The organism is Mesorhizobium sp. CA6, from assembly GCF_020165035.1.
Lineage (GTDB): Bacteria > Pseudomonadota > Alphaproteobacteria > Rhizobiales > Rhizobiaceae > Mesorhizobium.
The window spans coordinates 45,638-61,507 of record NZ_JAIUHI010000002.1 but is presented as its reverse complement, the minus strand read 5'-3'; the positions used below and the strand labels follow the sequence as shown (position 1 = coordinate 61,507).

Annotated in this window: 13 protein-coding genes; 8 read left to right on the top strand and 5 right to left on the bottom strand. The window is 65.4% G+C overall.

Going from position 1 to position 15,870, the window contains the following annotated elements:
* Positions 1-91 precede the first annotated feature (91 nt).
* Positions 92-1,117, top strand: coding sequence for an aldose epimerase family protein (locus LB526_RS02530; RefSeq protein ID WP_140846155.1), 1,026 nt, complete (start codon positions 92-94; stop codon positions 1,115-1,117).
* 130 nt (positions 1,118-1,247) lie between these two features.
* Here LB526_RS02530 and LB526_RS02525 read toward each other — a convergent pair whose 3' ends face one another.
* Entirely contained in the window at positions 1,248-2,165 is a 918-nt protein-coding gene (locus tag LB526_RS02525; RefSeq protein ID WP_224625972.1) for a sugar kinase, read from the bottom strand.
* Positions 2,166-2,323: 158 nt separating this feature from the next.
* Between LB526_RS02525 and LB526_RS02520 the strand changes: the two genes are divergently transcribed.
* Positions 2,324-2,767 (top strand): FixH family protein, encoded by a 444-nt coding sequence (locus tag LB526_RS02520; RefSeq protein WP_224609327.1) that lies wholly within the window; start codon positions 2,324-2,326, stop codon positions 2,765-2,767.
* Between the two features lie 7 nt (positions 2,768-2,774).
* A complete protein-coding gene (locus LB526_RS02515) occupies positions 2,775-3,983 on the top strand; it encodes a cytochrome-c peroxidase (protein ID WP_224625971.1) in 1,209 nt (402 codons plus the stop codon).
* Position 3,984: 1 nt separating this feature from the next.
* On the opposite strand, the gene LB526_RS02510 is transcribed toward LB526_RS02515, so the two are convergent.
* Entirely contained in the window at positions 3,985-4,437 is a 453-nt protein-coding gene (locus tag LB526_RS02510; protein ID WP_126060325.1) for an Lrp/AsnC family transcriptional regulator, read from the bottom strand.
* Between the two features lie 165 nt (positions 4,438-4,602).
* Here LB526_RS02510 and putA point away from each other — a divergent pair, with 165 nt between their 5' ends.
* Positions 4,603-8,211, top strand: a complete 3,609-nt coding sequence (gene putA, locus LB526_RS02505; RefSeq protein ID WP_224625970.1) for a bifunctional proline dehydrogenase/L-glutamate gamma-semialdehyde dehydrogenase PutA — start codon at positions 4,603-4,605, stop codon at positions 8,209-8,211.
* Between the two features lie 348 nt (positions 8,212-8,559).
* Here putA and LB526_RS02500 read toward each other — a convergent pair whose 3' ends face one another.
* The 3 genes from LB526_RS02500 to LB526_RS02490 all read right to left on the bottom strand — a co-directional run bounded on the left by LB526_RS02500 (position 8,560) and on the right by LB526_RS02490 (position 12,343).
* On the bottom strand, positions 8,560-8,874 hold the full coding sequence (locus LB526_RS02500; protein WP_224625968.1) for an antibiotic biosynthesis monooxygenase family protein: 315 nt from the start codon (positions 8,872-8,874) through the stop codon (positions 8,560-8,562).
* 44 nt (positions 8,875-8,918) lie between these two features.
* Positions 8,919-9,875, bottom strand: a complete 957-nt coding sequence (locus LB526_RS02495; RefSeq protein ID WP_224625967.1) for an energy transducer TonB — start codon at positions 9,873-9,875, stop codon at positions 8,919-8,921.
* Between the two features lie 251 nt (positions 9,876-10,126).
* A complete protein-coding gene (locus LB526_RS02490) occupies positions 10,127-12,343 on the bottom strand; it encodes a TonB-dependent hemoglobin/transferrin/lactoferrin family receptor (protein WP_411967010.1) in 2,217 nt (738 codons plus the stop codon).
* Positions 12,344-12,542: 199 nt separating this feature from the next.
* Between LB526_RS02490 and hemP the strand changes: the two genes are divergently transcribed.
* From hemP to LB526_RS02470, 4 genes are read left to right on the top strand one after another with little or no spacing between them, the layout of a single operon-like run.
* Positions 12,543-12,749, top strand: a complete 207-nt coding sequence (hemP, locus tag LB526_RS02485; RefSeq protein WP_095765558.1) for a hemin uptake protein HemP — start codon at positions 12,543-12,545, stop codon at positions 12,747-12,749.
* 46 nt (positions 12,750-12,795) lie between these two features.
* On the top strand, positions 12,796-13,857 hold the full coding sequence (locus tag LB526_RS02480) for a hemin-degrading factor (protein WP_224625963.1): 1,062 nt from the start codon (positions 12,796-12,798) through the stop codon (positions 13,855-13,857).
* An 11-nt stretch (positions 13,858-13,868) separates the two neighbouring features.
* The gene (locus LB526_RS02475; protein WP_224625961.1) at positions 13,869-14,762 is read left to right on the top strand and encodes a hemin ABC transporter substrate-binding protein; all 894 of its coding nucleotides are present in this window, start codon (positions 13,869-13,871) and stop codon (positions 14,760-14,762) included.
* Between the two features lie 41 nt (positions 14,763-14,803).
* Positions 14,804-15,865 (top strand): FecCD family ABC transporter permease, encoded by a 1,062-nt coding sequence (locus tag LB526_RS02470; protein ID WP_224625959.1) that lies wholly within the window; start codon positions 14,804-14,806, stop codon positions 15,863-15,865.
* Positions 15,866-15,870 lie beyond the last annotated feature (5 nt).

Genomic DNA, 15,870 nt, shown 5'->3' with positions numbered 1-15,870 from the left:
CTGCGCACTTTTCCTGGAATTGCCTTAGCCTGCGCTTGCCGGATGATACGCAGCCGGCCTAAATCCACGGATCGGAAATGACATTTCGGGCATGGCAATGAAAGACGGCGAGGTCTTCGGCACGACGCAGGCGGGCGAGGCCGTGCGCCGCTTCACCATTCGCGGCGGCGGCATCACGGCCAACATCATCGGGCTCGGCGCCATCATTCAGGACCTCAGGCTGAGCGGCCATGACGCGCCGCTGGTGCTGGGCTACGACCGATTCGAGCCCTACGAGACCGACCGCGCCTTCTTTGGCGCCGTCGTCGGCCGCTTCGCCAACCGCATCGGCGGCGGCCGCTTCACCATCGCCGGCAACCGCTTCCAGACCGAGCAGAATTTTCTCGGCAAGCACACGCTGCATGGCGGCTCGGAAGGCTTTTTCCGCCGGCCATGGGCCGTCTCGCTGCATGGCCGCGATTTCGTAACGCTGACGCTGCACGATCCGGACGGCGCGATGGGCTTTCCCGGCGCGCTCGACGTCACCTGCACGTATCGGCTGAAGATCCCAGGCACGCTCAGCATGGAGCTGACCGCGACCTGCGAGGAGCCGACGCTCTGCAACCTCGCGCAGCATTCCTATTTCAATCTCGACGACGGCGGCGCCGGCGACATCCTCGACCACCGGCTGATGCTCAACGCCGGCGCCTACACGCCGGTCGATGATGAGATGATCCCCACAGGTGTCGTGAAGCCGGTCGACGGCACGCCCTACGATTTCCGGCAGGCGCGGCCGCTGCGCATGGAAATGGAAGGCGAGCAGCTTCGCTATGACCTGAATTACTGCCTGGCCTCTAGCCGCGGGCCGCTGCACCAGGCTGCCTGGGTGCAAGGCGCCAATTCCGGCGTCGAGATGGAAGTGTGGACCACCGAACCGGGACTGCAGCTCTATAGCGGTCAGTTCGTCGCGCCGACATCGCCGGGGCTCGACGGCCGCCGCTACAAGGCGTTTTCAGGCCTCTGCCTCGAAGCTCAGACATGGCCGGACGCGCCGAACCGGCCTTATTTCCCGCAGGCGACGCTGTGGCCCGGGCAGATCTATCATCAGGTCACAGAATACCGGTTCCGCCTGCCCTAGGATTTAGGTGAGGCCAGCCTGCAAATGGCGGCTTCCTGCGCTTCCGGTGCTCACGTACGTTTAAGTACGCTCCGCTCCGGTTCTCGGAAGCCACCATTTTCGACTCGGCCTGACCTAAATCTGAAAGGTCCTAGCTATCGAAAGCAGTCCTTAGCGTCTCAAACGGCGCCAGCGCACCGCGAACCTGCACCACCGCGGCGGCGACTTTGTGCGCCCGGCGTGTCGCGTCGGCAGGCGCGTGGCCGGCAAGCCGGGCGGCGAGATAGCCGCCGTTGAAGGAATCGCCGGCCCCCGTGGTATCGACGGGGGCAGCCACATGCACCGCGTCGACAGCTTGTGAAGCGCCGTTCAGCGCAATCAGGGCCGGCTGCTCGCCATTCTTGACCACGACCTCGCCGGTCAGCTTGCGCAGGCGCTTGGCTGTGACCTCCGGGGTCTCATCGCCGAACAGCATCTGCTCGTCCGGAAAAGTCGGCAGCGCAATGTCGGCCACCGCAAGCGCTTCCAGGATCGCGGCCTGCGCCGCTTCGCGGCTCGGCCACAGACGCGGCCGGTAATTCGGGTCGAAGGCGACGAGCGAGCCGGCCTTGCGGGCAGTCGCCACGGCCGAGAGGAGGGTTTGGCGCGCCGCCGCGTCCAGAATTGCCAGGGTGATTCCGGAAAAATAGACAAGCGCCTGGTTTTCAAGGCTTTTTGCCAGTGCTGTCGGATCCGAGGCGAGCTGGCGCGCGGCCGCGTCGCTTCGCCAGTAGGTGAAGGCGCGCTCGGCTCCTGTAAGCGTTATGGCGTAAAGGCCGGGGCGCGCGCCGGCAATGACCGGGCTGTTGCCTATGCCGATGCCGTTCTCGGCAAAGAAAGCGATCTGGTCGTGCGAAAAGGGATCGTCGCCGAAGGCCGTCACATAGGTCGCGGGCCGATCCGGGCTCAAGGCGTGCAACGCCCAGAGCGTGTTGAAGGTATCGCCGGCAAAACCCATCCGCCAGTTCGGGCCGGCCTGGCCTGACAGTTCCAGCATACATTCGCCGATCGATGCGATACCATTGGCCATGCGGGCTTATCCCTTCCTAAGATATTGTTGCTGTAGCTTTTTGCGGCCGGCAGCGCCATGCTTGGCTACCGGCGAATTTTGCGCCAGAAGCGATTTCCCACAGGCAGGGCGGGACGCGACAAGCGGCCCGCGACGTTAGCAGCCGAAGAGGAACGGGCTTGGCATCGATATGGCGTTACATTCTTGCGGGTCTCGGTCTTGCCGTGCTGCTGGTCGGCATCGTGGCCGCAGTCTATCTGACGCTGCCGCAATCGGCGCCCGGACCGGACCTGTCGCGCTCGAAAAAGACGGCGAACGGCCTGTTCGTCGCGAGCTTCGAGCCGGAGCGCGGCGTGGTCCGGCAGGGCGAGCTGCAGTCCTGGCTGCTGACGCTGAAGACCGCCGCCGGCGCGCCGGTGGAAGGAGCGGCCATCACCGTTTCCGGCGGGATGCCGCGGCACGATCACGGCCTGCCGACCAGTCCGCAGGCGACCGACTATTTGGGCCAGGGGCGCTACCGCATCGATGGCGTGAAGTTCACGATGAGCGGCTGGTGGCAGCTGCACTTCGGTATCTCGGCGGCGGCGGGCTCCGATTCCGTCGTCTTCAACATCGTGTTGTGAGCGGGCGATGAGGCGGCTGATCAGCGTTGCGAGCCTCTCGGCCTTAGCCGCTCTCGCCTTGCTGGGCGGCTGCGGCGAGCCGCAGTTCAGCGACGCCGAGAAGAAGACCATCGCGTCGCTGGCGCTGAACACGCTGCCCTCGCTCAAAGTCGACACCACGAACCAGTATGCGGATGTGCCGGCGGCTGCCGCGCTCGGCTCGACGCTGTTCTTCGATGCCGGCATGAGCCGGGACGGCACGGTGTCCTGCTCGACCTGCCACAAGATCGACCGCCAGTTTCAGGACGACCTGCCGCAGGCGGTCGGCGTCGGCCACACCAACCGCCGCACGATGCCGCTGGCGGGCGTGGCGCGCGATCCATGGTTCTTCTGGGACGGCAGGCGCGACAGCCTGTGGGCGCAGGCGCTGACGCCGCTTGAAAACCCGCTCGAGCAGGCCGGCAACCGGGCCGCCTTCGCGCATTACATCAAGAAGCGGTTCGGCGAGCGCTATGAGCGCATCTTCGGACCGTTGCCGGACCTTTCCGGCGTGCCGGCCAATGCCACCCCACTCGGCAGCGATGCCGAGAAGGCGGCGTGGAACGCCATGCCCGCCGGCCGGCAAGACGACGTCAACCGCGTCTTCGCCAATATCGGCAAGGCGATCGCCGCCTTCGAGCGATCGATCGAGCCTGAGCAGACGCGCTTCGACCGCTTCGCCATCGATCTGGCCACTGGCGCCAAGCCGGAAGGGAATGCGGCGTTCTCGCCGGAGGAAGTCCTTGGGCTGAAGCTGTTCATCGGCAAGGCCAATTGCATGAACTGCCACAACGGCCCGCGCTTCACCGACAACTCCTTCCACAACACCGGCGTGCCGCCGGTCGACGGCCTGCCGCCTGACCGCGGGCGCGTCGATGCGGTGGCGCAGGTCGGGGCCGATCCTTTCAACTGTCTCGGCAAGTTCCGCGACGGCGACGAGAGCGCCTGCCGCGAGCTGCGCTTCATGGTCAAGGACGGGCCGCAGATCACGCGCGCCTACAAGACGCCGTCACTCAGGGGGGCCGCTAGCCGGCCGCCCTACATGCATGCCGGCCAGTTCGCGACACTCGAGGAGGTGGTGGCGCATTATTCGAAGGCGCCGCCCAGCGTGGAAGGGGTCTCCGAAGTGCACCCGCTCGACCTGTCCGTGCGCGAGCGGGCCGCGCTGGTGGCTTTCCTCAAGACCTTGTCCGAGTAGGTTAGCGATCCTTCACCGTCTCCATCGCCACGAAGGTCGACGTCTGGGCGACGTGGGGCAAGGCGGAGATGCGCTCGCCGAGCACCCGGCGGTAGGCGGCGATGTCGGTGGTACGGACCTTCAACAGATAATCGAAGCTCGATGCCATCATGTGGCATTGCTCGATCTCCGGCACGCCCTGAACAGCGCGGTTGAAAGCGTCGAGCGCTGCCGAGCGCGTGTCCGACAGCTTCACCTGGACGAAGGCGACATGACCTTCGCCCATGCGCTCGCGGTCGATGACTGCGCGGTAGCCTCTTATGTAGCCGTCCTTCTCCAGCCGCTTCACGCGCGCCTGCACCGGCGTCTTCGACAAGCCGACCTTCAAAGCCAGTTCAGACATCGAAAGCCGACCGTCGCGCCCGAGCGCGGACAGGATGTTGCGGTCAATGCGGTCCAATTGGTCTTCGATCATCAAAATTGCAGTCGAAATGATGGGATTAGTCACTATATGTTAGATCGATCAGTCTGCCATGTCGATTTCTTTGGACCGACTGGAATCCGCAGCTGTGCTAGCTTGCGCCATTCGGTCCGGCGACCGCCAGACCGTTCGCTCACGCTCGCTTTCATGGATCCCGACATGCCGCTCGACGCCATCCGCCAGCAGATCCGCGCCAATTATTTGCCCGACGAAGACGAGGCGGTGAAGCGCCTGTCGGCGGCGGCCGGGCTTTCGGCGGAAGAGCGCAAGGCGATCTCGGCGCGCGCGGCCGATCTGGTGCGTGCGGTGCGCGGATCCACCGATCCAAGGCTGATGGAGGTCTTTCTCTCGGCCTACGGCCTGTCGACCAAGGAAGGCGTGGCGCTGATGTGCCTGGCCGAAGCGCTGCTGCGCGTGCCCGATGCCGAGACGATGGACGATCTCATCGCCGACAAGATCGCGCCGCATGACTGGTCGGCGCATTCGGGCGGCTCGAGCTCCATCTTCGTCAACGCCTCGACCTGGGCGCTGATGCTGACCGGCCGCGTGCTCGACGAAGGCGAGGGCGGGATCGAAGGCACGCTGCGCGCCATGGTGCGCAGGCTTGGCGAGCCGGTGATCCGCAAGGCGGTCGCCGCGGCAATGCGCGAGATGGGCGAGCAGTTCGTGCTTGGCCGAACCATCGCCGAGGCCGTCAAGCGCGGCCGGCCGATGACGCAGAAGGGCTACCTCTATTCCTTCGACATGCTGGGCGAGGCGGCCCGCACCGAGGCCGACGCGCTGCGCTACCACCGCGCCTATGCCGATGCGATCTCCTCGCTCGATGCCGGGTCGAACGGTCCCGACATCCGTTACAACCACGGCATTTCTGTCAAGCTCTCGGCGCTGCATCCACGCTACGAGGTGGCGCAGCGCGAGACGATGCTGCCAGTGATGGCCGAGCGGCTTCTGTCGTTGGCGCTTGCCGCCCGGCATTCGCGCATGGGCCTCAACATCGATGCCGAGGAGGCCGACCGGCTGGACCTGTCGCTCGACGTCATCGAACGCGTGCTGGTAGAGCCGGAACTTGCCGACTGGGACGGTTTCGGCGTCGTTGTCCAGGCCTATGGCCCGCGCGCGACTTTCGCCATCGACTGGCTCTATGCGCTGGCGAAGAAATACGATCGCAAAATCATGGTGCGGCTGGTGAAGGGCGCCTATTGGGACACCGAGATCAAGCGGGCGCAGACGCTCGGCCTGTCCGGCTATCCGGTCTTCACCCGTAAGGCCAACACCGATGTTTCGTATCTCGCCTGCGCGAAGAAGCTGCTGTCGATGACCGACCGCATCTATCCGCAATTCGCCACACATAACGCGCACACGGTTGCCGCGATCCTGTCGATGGCAAAGGACCGCGACAGCTTCGAGTTCCAGCGCCTGCACGGCATGGGCGAGGCGCTGCACGAGACGGTGCGGCAGGCCGAGGGCACGCGCTGTCGCATCTATGCGCCGGTCGGCGCGCATTCGGACCTTCTCGCCTATCTGGTGCGCCGTCTGCTGGAAAACGGCGCCAACTCCTCCTTCGTTCACCAGTTGACCGACGAGGAGGTCGAGCCCGAGGAGATCGCGCGCGATCCGCTCGCGGTGGTCGAGACGCAGGGGCCGGCCGCCAATCCGGCGATCGCGCGCCCGGCCGCGATCTTCGGCCCCGGGCGCCGCAATTCCAAGGGCTTCGACATCACCGATCCGGTGACGCTCGCGGCTATCGAGAAGGCGCGGGCGGCGTTCGCCGGAACGGATCGCTGGCACGCCAAGCCGGTGACGCGCGCCGCCGGCTACGGCAAGCCGCGCCAAATCGTCAATCCGGCCAAGCCCGACGAGATCGTCGGCACGGTGCATGAGGCGGCAGCCAAGCAGGTGGGGACCGCCGTGCGCATCGCCGTCGACGCGCAACCCGCCTGGGCGAAGCGTCCGGTTGCCGAGCGCGCCGCGATCCTCAATCGTGCCGCCGACCTCTATGAGGCCAATGCGGTCGAGTTCTTCGCTCTCGCCACCCGCGAGGCCGGCAAATCGCTGGCCGACGGCGTCGCCGAAGTGCGTGAGGCGGTCGACTTCCTGCGCTACTACGCGGCCGAGGCCGCCAATGCCGAAGCCGGCACGCAGGCGCGGGGCGCGATCGTCTGCATCTCGCCGTGGAATTTCCCGCTGGCGATCTTCACCGGCCAGATCGCGGCAGCTTTGGTTACCGGCAATTCGGTGATCGCCAAGCCGGCGGAGCAGACGCCGCTGATCGCCTTCCGCGCCGTGGAAATGCTGCGCGAGGCCGGCGTGCCGGAAGACGTCATTCAGCTTTTGCCGGGCGATGGCGCCTCGGTCGGCGCGCCGCTCACCGCTGACCCGCGCATAGCCGGCGTCTGCTTCACCGGCTCGACCGAGGTCGCCAAGCTGATCGAGAGGCAATTGGCCGAGACCGCTGCGCCGGACGCCATGCTGATTGCCGAAACGGGCGGCTTGAATGCAATGATCGTCGATTCCACCGCGCTGCCGGAACAGGCGGTGCGCGATATCCTCGCCTCGGCCTTCCAGAGCGCCGGCCAGCGCTGCTCGGCGCTGCGCGTGCTCTACGTCCAGAAGGACGTCGAGAAGAAGATGCTGGAAATGCTGAAGGGCGCGATGGAAGCGCTCAATGTCGGCAATCCTTGGGCGATTTCGACCGACGTCGGCCCCGTAATCGATGATGAGGCGCAAGCTTCGATCAGCGACTATTGCAAGAAGAAGGGGCTGGAAGGCAGGCTGATCGCCAAGCTCGAAGCGCCGGCGACCGGCCGTTTCGTGGCGCCGCATGTGTTCCGCGTCAAAGGCATCGAGGAAATGGAGCGGGAGGTGTTCGGCCCGGTGCTGCATGTTGCGACCTTCGATGCCGACGAGATCGACGCGGTGATCGCCGCCATCAACCGCAAGGGCTATGGGCTGACCTTCGGTCTGCACACGCGCATTGAAGGCCGCGTCCAGCATTTCGTCGACGGCATCCATGCCGGCAACATCTATGTCAACCGCAACCAGATCGGCGCCGTCGTCGGCTCGCAGCCTTTCGGCGGCGAGGGGCTTTCGGGCACCGGCCCGAAGGCTGGCGGACCGCATTACCTGCGCCGCTTCCGCAAGGGGCCTGAGGCCGGCACCGAGCTTGGGGAAGGCCACAAGGTGACCGCGACCGAGCTTGCCGACAATCTGCCGGATCCGGCGCTGGGCGGCTGGTCGACGCGGCCGGACCGCGTGGCGATCCTGAGGAAGCATCTGCGCGGCAAGGGCGCGGCGGCGATCGCCGCCGCTGCCAGCCTCGATTTCGGCCAGGTCGACCTGCCCGGGCCGACCGGCGAGGCCAACACGCTGTCGCTGGCACCGCGTGGCCGAGTGCTGTGCCTCGGTCCGGATGCCGAGACGCTGCTTGCCCAGACGATCCAGGCGCTTGCGGCCGGCAATGCGGTGCTGGCCGTGGCGCCGGGCGCGCCGGCGGCGCTGTCGGCGCTGACCGGCAAGGGCCTGCCGCTGGCGGCGATCGACGGCCGGCCCGATCCGGTCGAGGCGCGTTCGCTGCGCGTCGATGTCGTCGCCTTCTCCGGCACGCCGGAGGCGGCGCGCATCGTGCGCAAGGTGATTGCCGAGCGCTCCGGGCCGATCGTCCCGCTGGTCAGCGAGGTGCTCAACCCGGCGGCCTACGCGCATGAACGCGCGGTCTGCGTCGACACCACGGCGGCGGGCGGGAACGCCAGTTTGCTGGCGGCGGCATAGTTCCCCAGCACGGCGATTTTGACCAGTCGGCTATGTCTGCGTAGGCAGTTACATGCCTTGGCGATTGGCCGGAACGCACATCGCCATCGTCATCCACGGGCGGAGCAAGGAGCGAAGCGACGAGCGTAGACCCGAGGATCCATTCCGTTACATATGAGCGTTGCAGCGGTGCAGAATTCTGCTCCGCTGCACCCGTCGATAAGGTCACGGAATGGATCCCAGGGTCTCCGCGACGCCGCTTCGCGGCTGCTTCGCCCAGGGATGACGAGGTTGACCCGCCGACAACTTTGAGAATCCCTGTGTCGAGGAACTAGCTGGCGCGAAACAGTCTCGTTGGCAAAGGCATGTTCAGGCGCCTTCGACGACCGAGAATCCTTCGAACTGCGGGTGGCCCAGATAGTGCACCTTCGAGCCGCCGGCATTGCGATGGGCGGCGCGGAAGTTCTCCGATTTCGTCCAGGCGACGAAATCCTCCTGGCTTGCCCAGACCGTGTGCGAGGCGAACAGCGTGTAGCCCTCGGTCTCGTTGACCGGGCCGCGCAGCAGGTGGAATTCCCTGAAACCCTGCATTCCTGAGAGGCTTGAATCGCGGTTCTTCCAGACATTCTCGAAGGCTTCTTCCGAGCCGTTCTGGACCTTGAAGCGGTTCATGGCGATATACATTGGTTTCCTTTCGAAATGCACGAATTCTTGAGATGGCGAAAGTTTTAAAAAGGGCCGATCCGCGCCTTGAACACCCAGCTCGATTTTCCGGTCTCGGGTGGAATGGGAGGGAACGGTGCCTGTTTGCGCACCAGCGTCAAGGCGAACTGATCGAGCTCGGCGGATCCTGAACTTTCGGCGAGCTGCAGGTCGCTTACGGTGCCGTCGGCCGCGACGACGAAAACCACCCGGGCATTGTTGCGAGCCTTGGCCTGGATCGATTTGGAAACGCGACGGTTGGCGCGGGCAAGCTTCTTCTGGATTTCACCACTGTAGCGGGATTCCAGAGCATTGCCGGCGGCGTGTTTCTTGCCCTTGCTGGCGACGACCGGCGCGTCGCGCGTATCGCCATCCGCCGTGCCTCGCGGTTCAACGGTTTCGCTTGGCCGCGCCGGCGCGGCTGATGCGCTCGATGTCGCGCTCGGGGCCGGCGATTGCTCGGGCTCGGCAGGAGGCGCTTGTGGGCTTTGCGGCTCGATCGCAGGCGTCGGCTTGCTGTCCGTGGGGACGCTCTGATCATCCTGGCGCGGTGTGGCGGCCGCCAGGATATCCGAGGCCGGCTCGTTGACGGCTTCCGGCGGAGGCTGGCGCGCCACTTGCTCACTTGCCGGCTGCGTCGCCTCGGCCAGCGGAGCGGGTTTCGCGGCCTGGCGCTTCACCGGCTGCGGATCCGGGACCAGGGTAACATCCACCGCGCCGGACGCCTGGTCGTCCAAGGCGCTGCCGATGACGTTGGCGCCGGACTGGTCGGCGCCCTCGGCCCTGATCGCGTCCGCGGAAACGAATGTCCCCGCGGGTGCGATCAGAAACGCTGCCGCGGCGGCGCCATGGAGCAGGCCGGAGGCGATGATCGCCACTGCCCATCTGCGGTCTCCCGCGGATTGCCGCGTCTGCATGAGCGGCGCGTCCGGCTTGATCGCCGGTTCATTGCCTGCATCGGAAGGGTGATTGATGTCCTGCATGTCTGGCGCCGAGACCTGCCGCACGCGAGAAGGAATTGTCAAATCAAGATCGGTTGCCGCCCATGGCGCTGGACCGGAGGCAGGCCACGCCACGGCGCCATGCGGAATGGCCGGATGCAATCCCATCCCTATACGCCGAAAGCGCCTCGGGCCGGAGTCGGCGCGGACTGGGCCCACGCCGGCGCCAGGCCGAGCGACATCGCCAGCGCCGAGGTCAGCAGGCGAGGCGATGCCGTCAAGCTTTCCATTCCTCAGCCGCCAAAACGCATGGTTGCCGCCAGCTTCAGCGTGACGCCAGGCTCATAGAGGATGGCGGTCGTGCTTCCGTTGAGCGGGTTGGTGTATTTGACGTCGAACAGATTGTCGGCGCGGAAGTCGAGCTTGAGATTATCAGTCGCCTGGTAGCTGGCGAAGGCGTTGACCAGTGTAAAATCCTTGGCAACCGGATTGCCCTTCGGCTTGCCGTTGTACTGGACCTCGCCGCCGACGGTCAGCTTGTCCTGGAGGAAGCGCAGGCCGAGCTGGGCCGTCACCTGCGAGGAGGGGATGGTCGCGAGGTCGGCGCGCTCGCCTTCATAGGAGATGGTGTGGCCGTCGATGATGGAGGCCGACAGGCCGGCATAGCCCCAGCCGGCGTCATAAACGCTTTCCACCTCGAAGCCGTCGATCTTGGCCTTGGCGAAGTTCTGGTATTGGAAGCAGATCGGAATGCCCGGGCCGAACGGGCAACCGCTGGTCGGATCGAAGGGCGAGAGCGTCACGCCGTCGATATAATCGTCGACATTGTTGTGGAAGTAGGCTGCCTTGAGCCGCAGCGCATCGCCGCCCTCGATGATGTCGTTCTGCTGGTAGTTGACGCCGAACTCGACGGTCTTGCCGGTCTCGGGCTTCAGGTTCGGGTTGGACAGGAAGGGAAAGCTGACCCCGGCCGGATGGTTGCCGCTGATCAGCGTCTCGGTCAGCGAGGGCGAGCGATAGCCTTCGGCGTAGGTGCCGTAGAACTGCAGGCCGGCCAGACCGGCGCTTTCGAAGGGCGAGACGCCGACCGTGATGCGCGGCGATACTCGGTCGCCGGAGGTCTCATTCGTGTCGTCCTTCAGACTGTAATGGTCGTAGCGCAGGCCGCCAATGACCTCGAGCCACTCCCAAGTCAGCTTGTCCTGGATGTAGGCGCCGGAGACGTTGCGCTTGCCCGACGGCGTGTAGAAGGAGTCGCCGCCGGCCGTGCCGCCGGTATCGACGTCGTCGCCGACCCAGTCACCGCCATAGGTCAGTTCGTGGGCGACGCTCGCCGTCTCGAAGCGCGACGTGTTCCAGATGTCGATGCCGGTCGTGCCGACATCGAAGGTAGACAGCGAGCCGGCGGGCAGCAGCACGGGCAGGCCGGTGACCGGATCGAAGCGGTTCTGCGCGGTAAGCGTCGTCAGGTCGAGTTTGGTTCTGTTGTAGGAGGTGTTGATGTGGAGGTCGAGCCAGCTCCTGGCATCGTCGGTGATGTTGTAGCGAGCTGTGAAAGTGTTCGACTTGAGGTCGACGTCATTCGCCGGCACGCCGCCGCTGGTCTCGGTCCAGCCGTCCTTGGAGCCGACCCAGCCGAGCTTCAATTCGCTGTTTTCGGTCGGGCGTACAGTGGTCTTGAGCAGGCCGCTCAGCACATTGAAACCGGTGCCGGCAACGGTGTCGCCGCCGCCGTTCTTGTAGTCGCCATGGTTGCGGTAGACGATGTTGCCGAGAACGTCCCAGTTCTCGTTGATCCGGTAAGCGCCGGTCGCACTGGTGGTCCAGCCCTTGCCGTTGCTTTCATAGCGCCCGGTCAGCGAGCCGGCCCATGTCTCTTCGGGTCTGAGGAAATCGGCGGCGTCCTTGGTGTCGAAGAAGACGACGCCGCCGATGGCGCCGGAGCCATAGGTGTTGGCGGTCGGGCCGCGGATGACGTCGACGGATTTGATCAGCTCGGGATCGACATAGAACGTCGACTGCGTGCCATGGTCCGAGCGCTGGAAATCCTGCCTTGAGCCGTCGACGATCACCGCGACACGGCCGAAATCCTGCAATCCGCGGATGTTGATGCTGGAGCTGACGCGGCGCGCGTCGGCCTGCACGGTGACACCGGGCACGCCGAGCAGCATCTCGTTCGGCGTCGTCGCCATGCGGCGGTCGAGCTGCTCCTGGTCGACATGGCTGGCGGAAGCCAGCGACTGGATCGCGGTTTCGCCGGTGCGGCTGATGACGAGGATCTTGTCGAGCAGCGTCCCTTCGGCCGCGGCCTTCTCATCAGCCTTCTTTTTTTGATCGGACTGCTGCTGGTTGGCCGGCTGCGAGGCTTGCTGCGCTTGCGCGGCGGGCGCGCTGAGCGCGATCGCCGCCGCTCCGGACATCAATGCGGCGATTGTCTTTGCAATCGATCGAAAGCCCGGCCCCGCACTATTGCCTGCAAGGCCCGTCCGTCCCCAAGTCGCCAACCCCATTGCCCCAACTCCAGATTTCAGGCTCGCAGCTGGCTGGCCGGTGGCTCGCTCGCATTTTTGATCACATCCGGCGTCTTAAATCTTGACTCATTTAGTCCGGTAATGCACGACTAGTAAACATGATTATTAGAGTCAAGAATTGAATCGGCATTTTATGAGGCTGCGGCCAAGGTGGCCGTCAGAGGAAAGGACCGACCCGATGAACACGCACAATCCCAACGATTTCCGCTATCGCGTCCGCCGCCCGGAAGACACGCAGATGCATTACGAAAGGGTACCGTTGGCGGTGAGGACGCTCTCCAGCAACACGCTGTTCCAGGGCGAGCACGAGATCGGCATCGAGCATCATGGCGCACTCTACCGCCTGAAGATCACCCGCCAGGGCAAGCTGATCCTCAACAAGTGATCGGAACCGGCGGGCGAGCAGACATCAGACAATACGGGTGGACGAAATGGACCAGCGCGTTAAGCCGTCGCCGGAGGAAATCCGGCGGGCGCGAGAAGAAAATCCGAAAATACGGGAGCGCGATCTCTCGGCGCAACTGGGCATTTCGGAAACGGAACTGGTTGCAGCGCACTGCGGCTTCGGCACTGTCCGTGTCGAGCCGCGCGTTAACGACCTTTTGACCGGCCTCGAGGCGGTCGGCGAGGTGATGGCGCTGACCCGGAACGAAAGCGCTGTGCACGAGAAGATCGGCGTCTACGACAAGGTCGTGACCGGCAACCACAACGCCATGGTGCTTGGCGAGAACATCGACCTGCGTGTCTTCCCGAAGGCCTGGGCGCACGGCTTTGCCGTCGAAAAGCGCGACGGCGGCGAGATCCGCCGCAGCCTGCAGTTCTTCGACGCGGCGGGCGAGGCAGTGCACAAGGTGCATCTGAAGCCCGCATCCAATCTCTATGCCTACCAGAAATTGGTGGCGAGCCTCGAATCGTCGAACCAGGAACCGACCGTCGCGATCCTTCCAAGCGCCGCGGAAGGAGAGGATGAAGAGCAGGGCGCGGCTGCCTCGATCGGCGATCTGCGCGACCGCTGGAGCCGGCTTACCGACGTGCATCAGTTCTTCGGCATGCTGAAGACGCTGAAGCTCAGTCGCCGCGAGGCCGTGCGCATGGTGGGCCAGGACTATGCCTGGCTGCTCGACAATGATGCGGTCATCGCCATGTTTCACCACGCTGCGGCAGGCGAGATGCCGATCATGTGCTTCGTCGGCAACCGCGGTTGCATCCAGATCCATTCCGGCCCGATCAAGTCGGTCAAGCCGATGGGTCCGTGGCTCAACGTGCTCGACGAGACTTTCCATCTGCATCTGAGGACCGACCACATCCGCGAAATCTGGGCGGTGCGCAAGCCCACCAAGGACGGCCATGTCACCTCGCTGGAGGCCTATGACGCCAATGGCGGCATGATCATCCAGTTCTTCGGCAAGCGCCATGAAGGCGAAAGCGAGCGCGAGGATTGGCGTTTTCTCGCCGAGAACCTGCCCCGCATTCCCAGCCCGACCGCTGCATGAGGTAGCACCCAATGCGTTTTGCTCTCAGCTTCCGCGTGGCGCTTGCGCCGATGCTCGGCGTCCTGCTTGCCGTCGCCATTCTGCCGGCCACGGCGGATGAAGGCACGACGGTCTTTTCGGACAGCTCGCGGATCGTCTCCATAGGCGGCTCGATCACCGAGATCGTCTATGCGCTCGGCGAGGAAGGCCGCCTCGTCGCCCGCGACTCGACCAGCAACTATCCCGAGGCGGCGGCGAAGCTGCCGGATGTCGGCTATATGCGCGCGCTGTCGCCCGAGGGTGTCCTGTCTGTCAATCCGACCGGGATCCTGGCGCTGCAGGGCAGCGGCCCGAAAGAAGCGGTCGACGTGCTGAAGAAGTCGAGCGTGCCTTTCGTCGAGGTGCCGGACCACTACAATCATGAGGGCATTCTCGAAAAGATACGCGTCGTGGGAAAAGCGCTGGGGGTCGAGGCCAAGGCGGAGAAGCTCGCCGCCGAGACGGACGCGAAGCTGACGGCGGCCGAAAAGCAGACGGCTGCGATCAAAGATCGCAAGCGCGTGCTGTTCGTGCTGTCGACGCAGGGCGGCAAGATCCTTGCCGCCGGCAGCGACACGGCGGCCGACGGCATCGTCAAGCTGGCCGGCGCGGTCAATGCGGTCGAGGGTTTTTCCGGCTACAAGTCGATGACCGACGAGGCGATCGTCAGCGCCAGGCCGGACGTCATCCTGACGATGAAGGGCGGCGGACCGCCGATCTCGGAAGAGCAGCTGTTCGCCAACCCTGCCGTCGCTTCAACACCGGCGGGCGCCGACCGCAAGATGATCAGCATGGGCGGCGGCTACCTGCTCGGCTTCGGGCCGCGCACCGCCGAAGCTACCCACGATCTTGCCGTTTCGCTCTACGGCAACCAGGTCCTGGACTGAGCGGCGATGGCCGACATTCCATTGCCGGGGCGGGTAGGGTGATGGCGGTCGATGGCGACCGCTCTGCCCGGGCAAGGCTTGTCATCCTGCTCTTGTGTGTGACGCTCGCTCTCTGCCTGTTCCTGTCCCTGACGTCGGGCGCTTCCGACGCCTCCGCGGTCCGCGTCATCCGCGGCTGGTTTACGGGCACCATGCCTGCCGACGCGGCGCTTGCGGCGCGCGACCAGTTGATCGTCTATGATATCCGCATGCCGCGCGTGCTGCTCGGCGTGCTGATCGGCGCGGCGCTCGCCGTCTGCGGCGCGGTGATGCAGGGGCTGTTCCGCAACCCGCTTGCCGATCCCGGCCTGATCGGCGTCTCCGCCGGCTCCAGTCTCGGTGCGGTGGCGATCATCGTGGTCGGCACGACCTGGCTTGCGCCCGTCACGCTTGCGCTGGGCACGCTCGCTTTGCCGCTCGCGGCATTCTTCGGCGGGCTCGCGGTGACATTGCTGCTTTACGCCATCGCCACGCGCCAGGGGAGGACGTCGGTCGCCACGATGCTGCTTGCCGGCATCGCCATCAGCGCTCTTGCCATGGCGCTGACGGGCATCCTCATCTTCATGGCCGACGACCGGCAGTTGCGCGACCTGACCTTCTGGCAGCTCGGCTCGCTTGCGGGCGCGACATGGCCGAAGATCGGCACCGTGGGGCCGGTGATCGCGCTGGCGCTATCGGCGACGCCGTTCCTGTCGCGCGGCCTCAACGCGCTGGCGCTGGGCGAAGCGACCGCGGGCCATCTCGGCATTGCGGTGCAGCGGCTGAAATACACGGCCATCGTCGGCGTGTCGGCGGCGGTCGGCGCATCGGTCGCGGTCAGCGGCGGCATCGGCTTCATCGGCATCGTCGTGCCGCATGTCCTGCGGCTGGCGATCGGGCCGGACAACCGTTATCTGCTGCCGGCCTCGGCCCTGCTCGGTGCATCGCTGCTTCTCATCGCCGACGCGGTCGCCCGCACCATCGTCGCGCCGGCCGAACTGCCGATCGGCATCGTCACCGCGGTCGCCGGCGCGCCGTTCTTCCTTTGGATCCTGCTGCGCAAGCGCGGCGTCGTTGATCTATGAGTTCG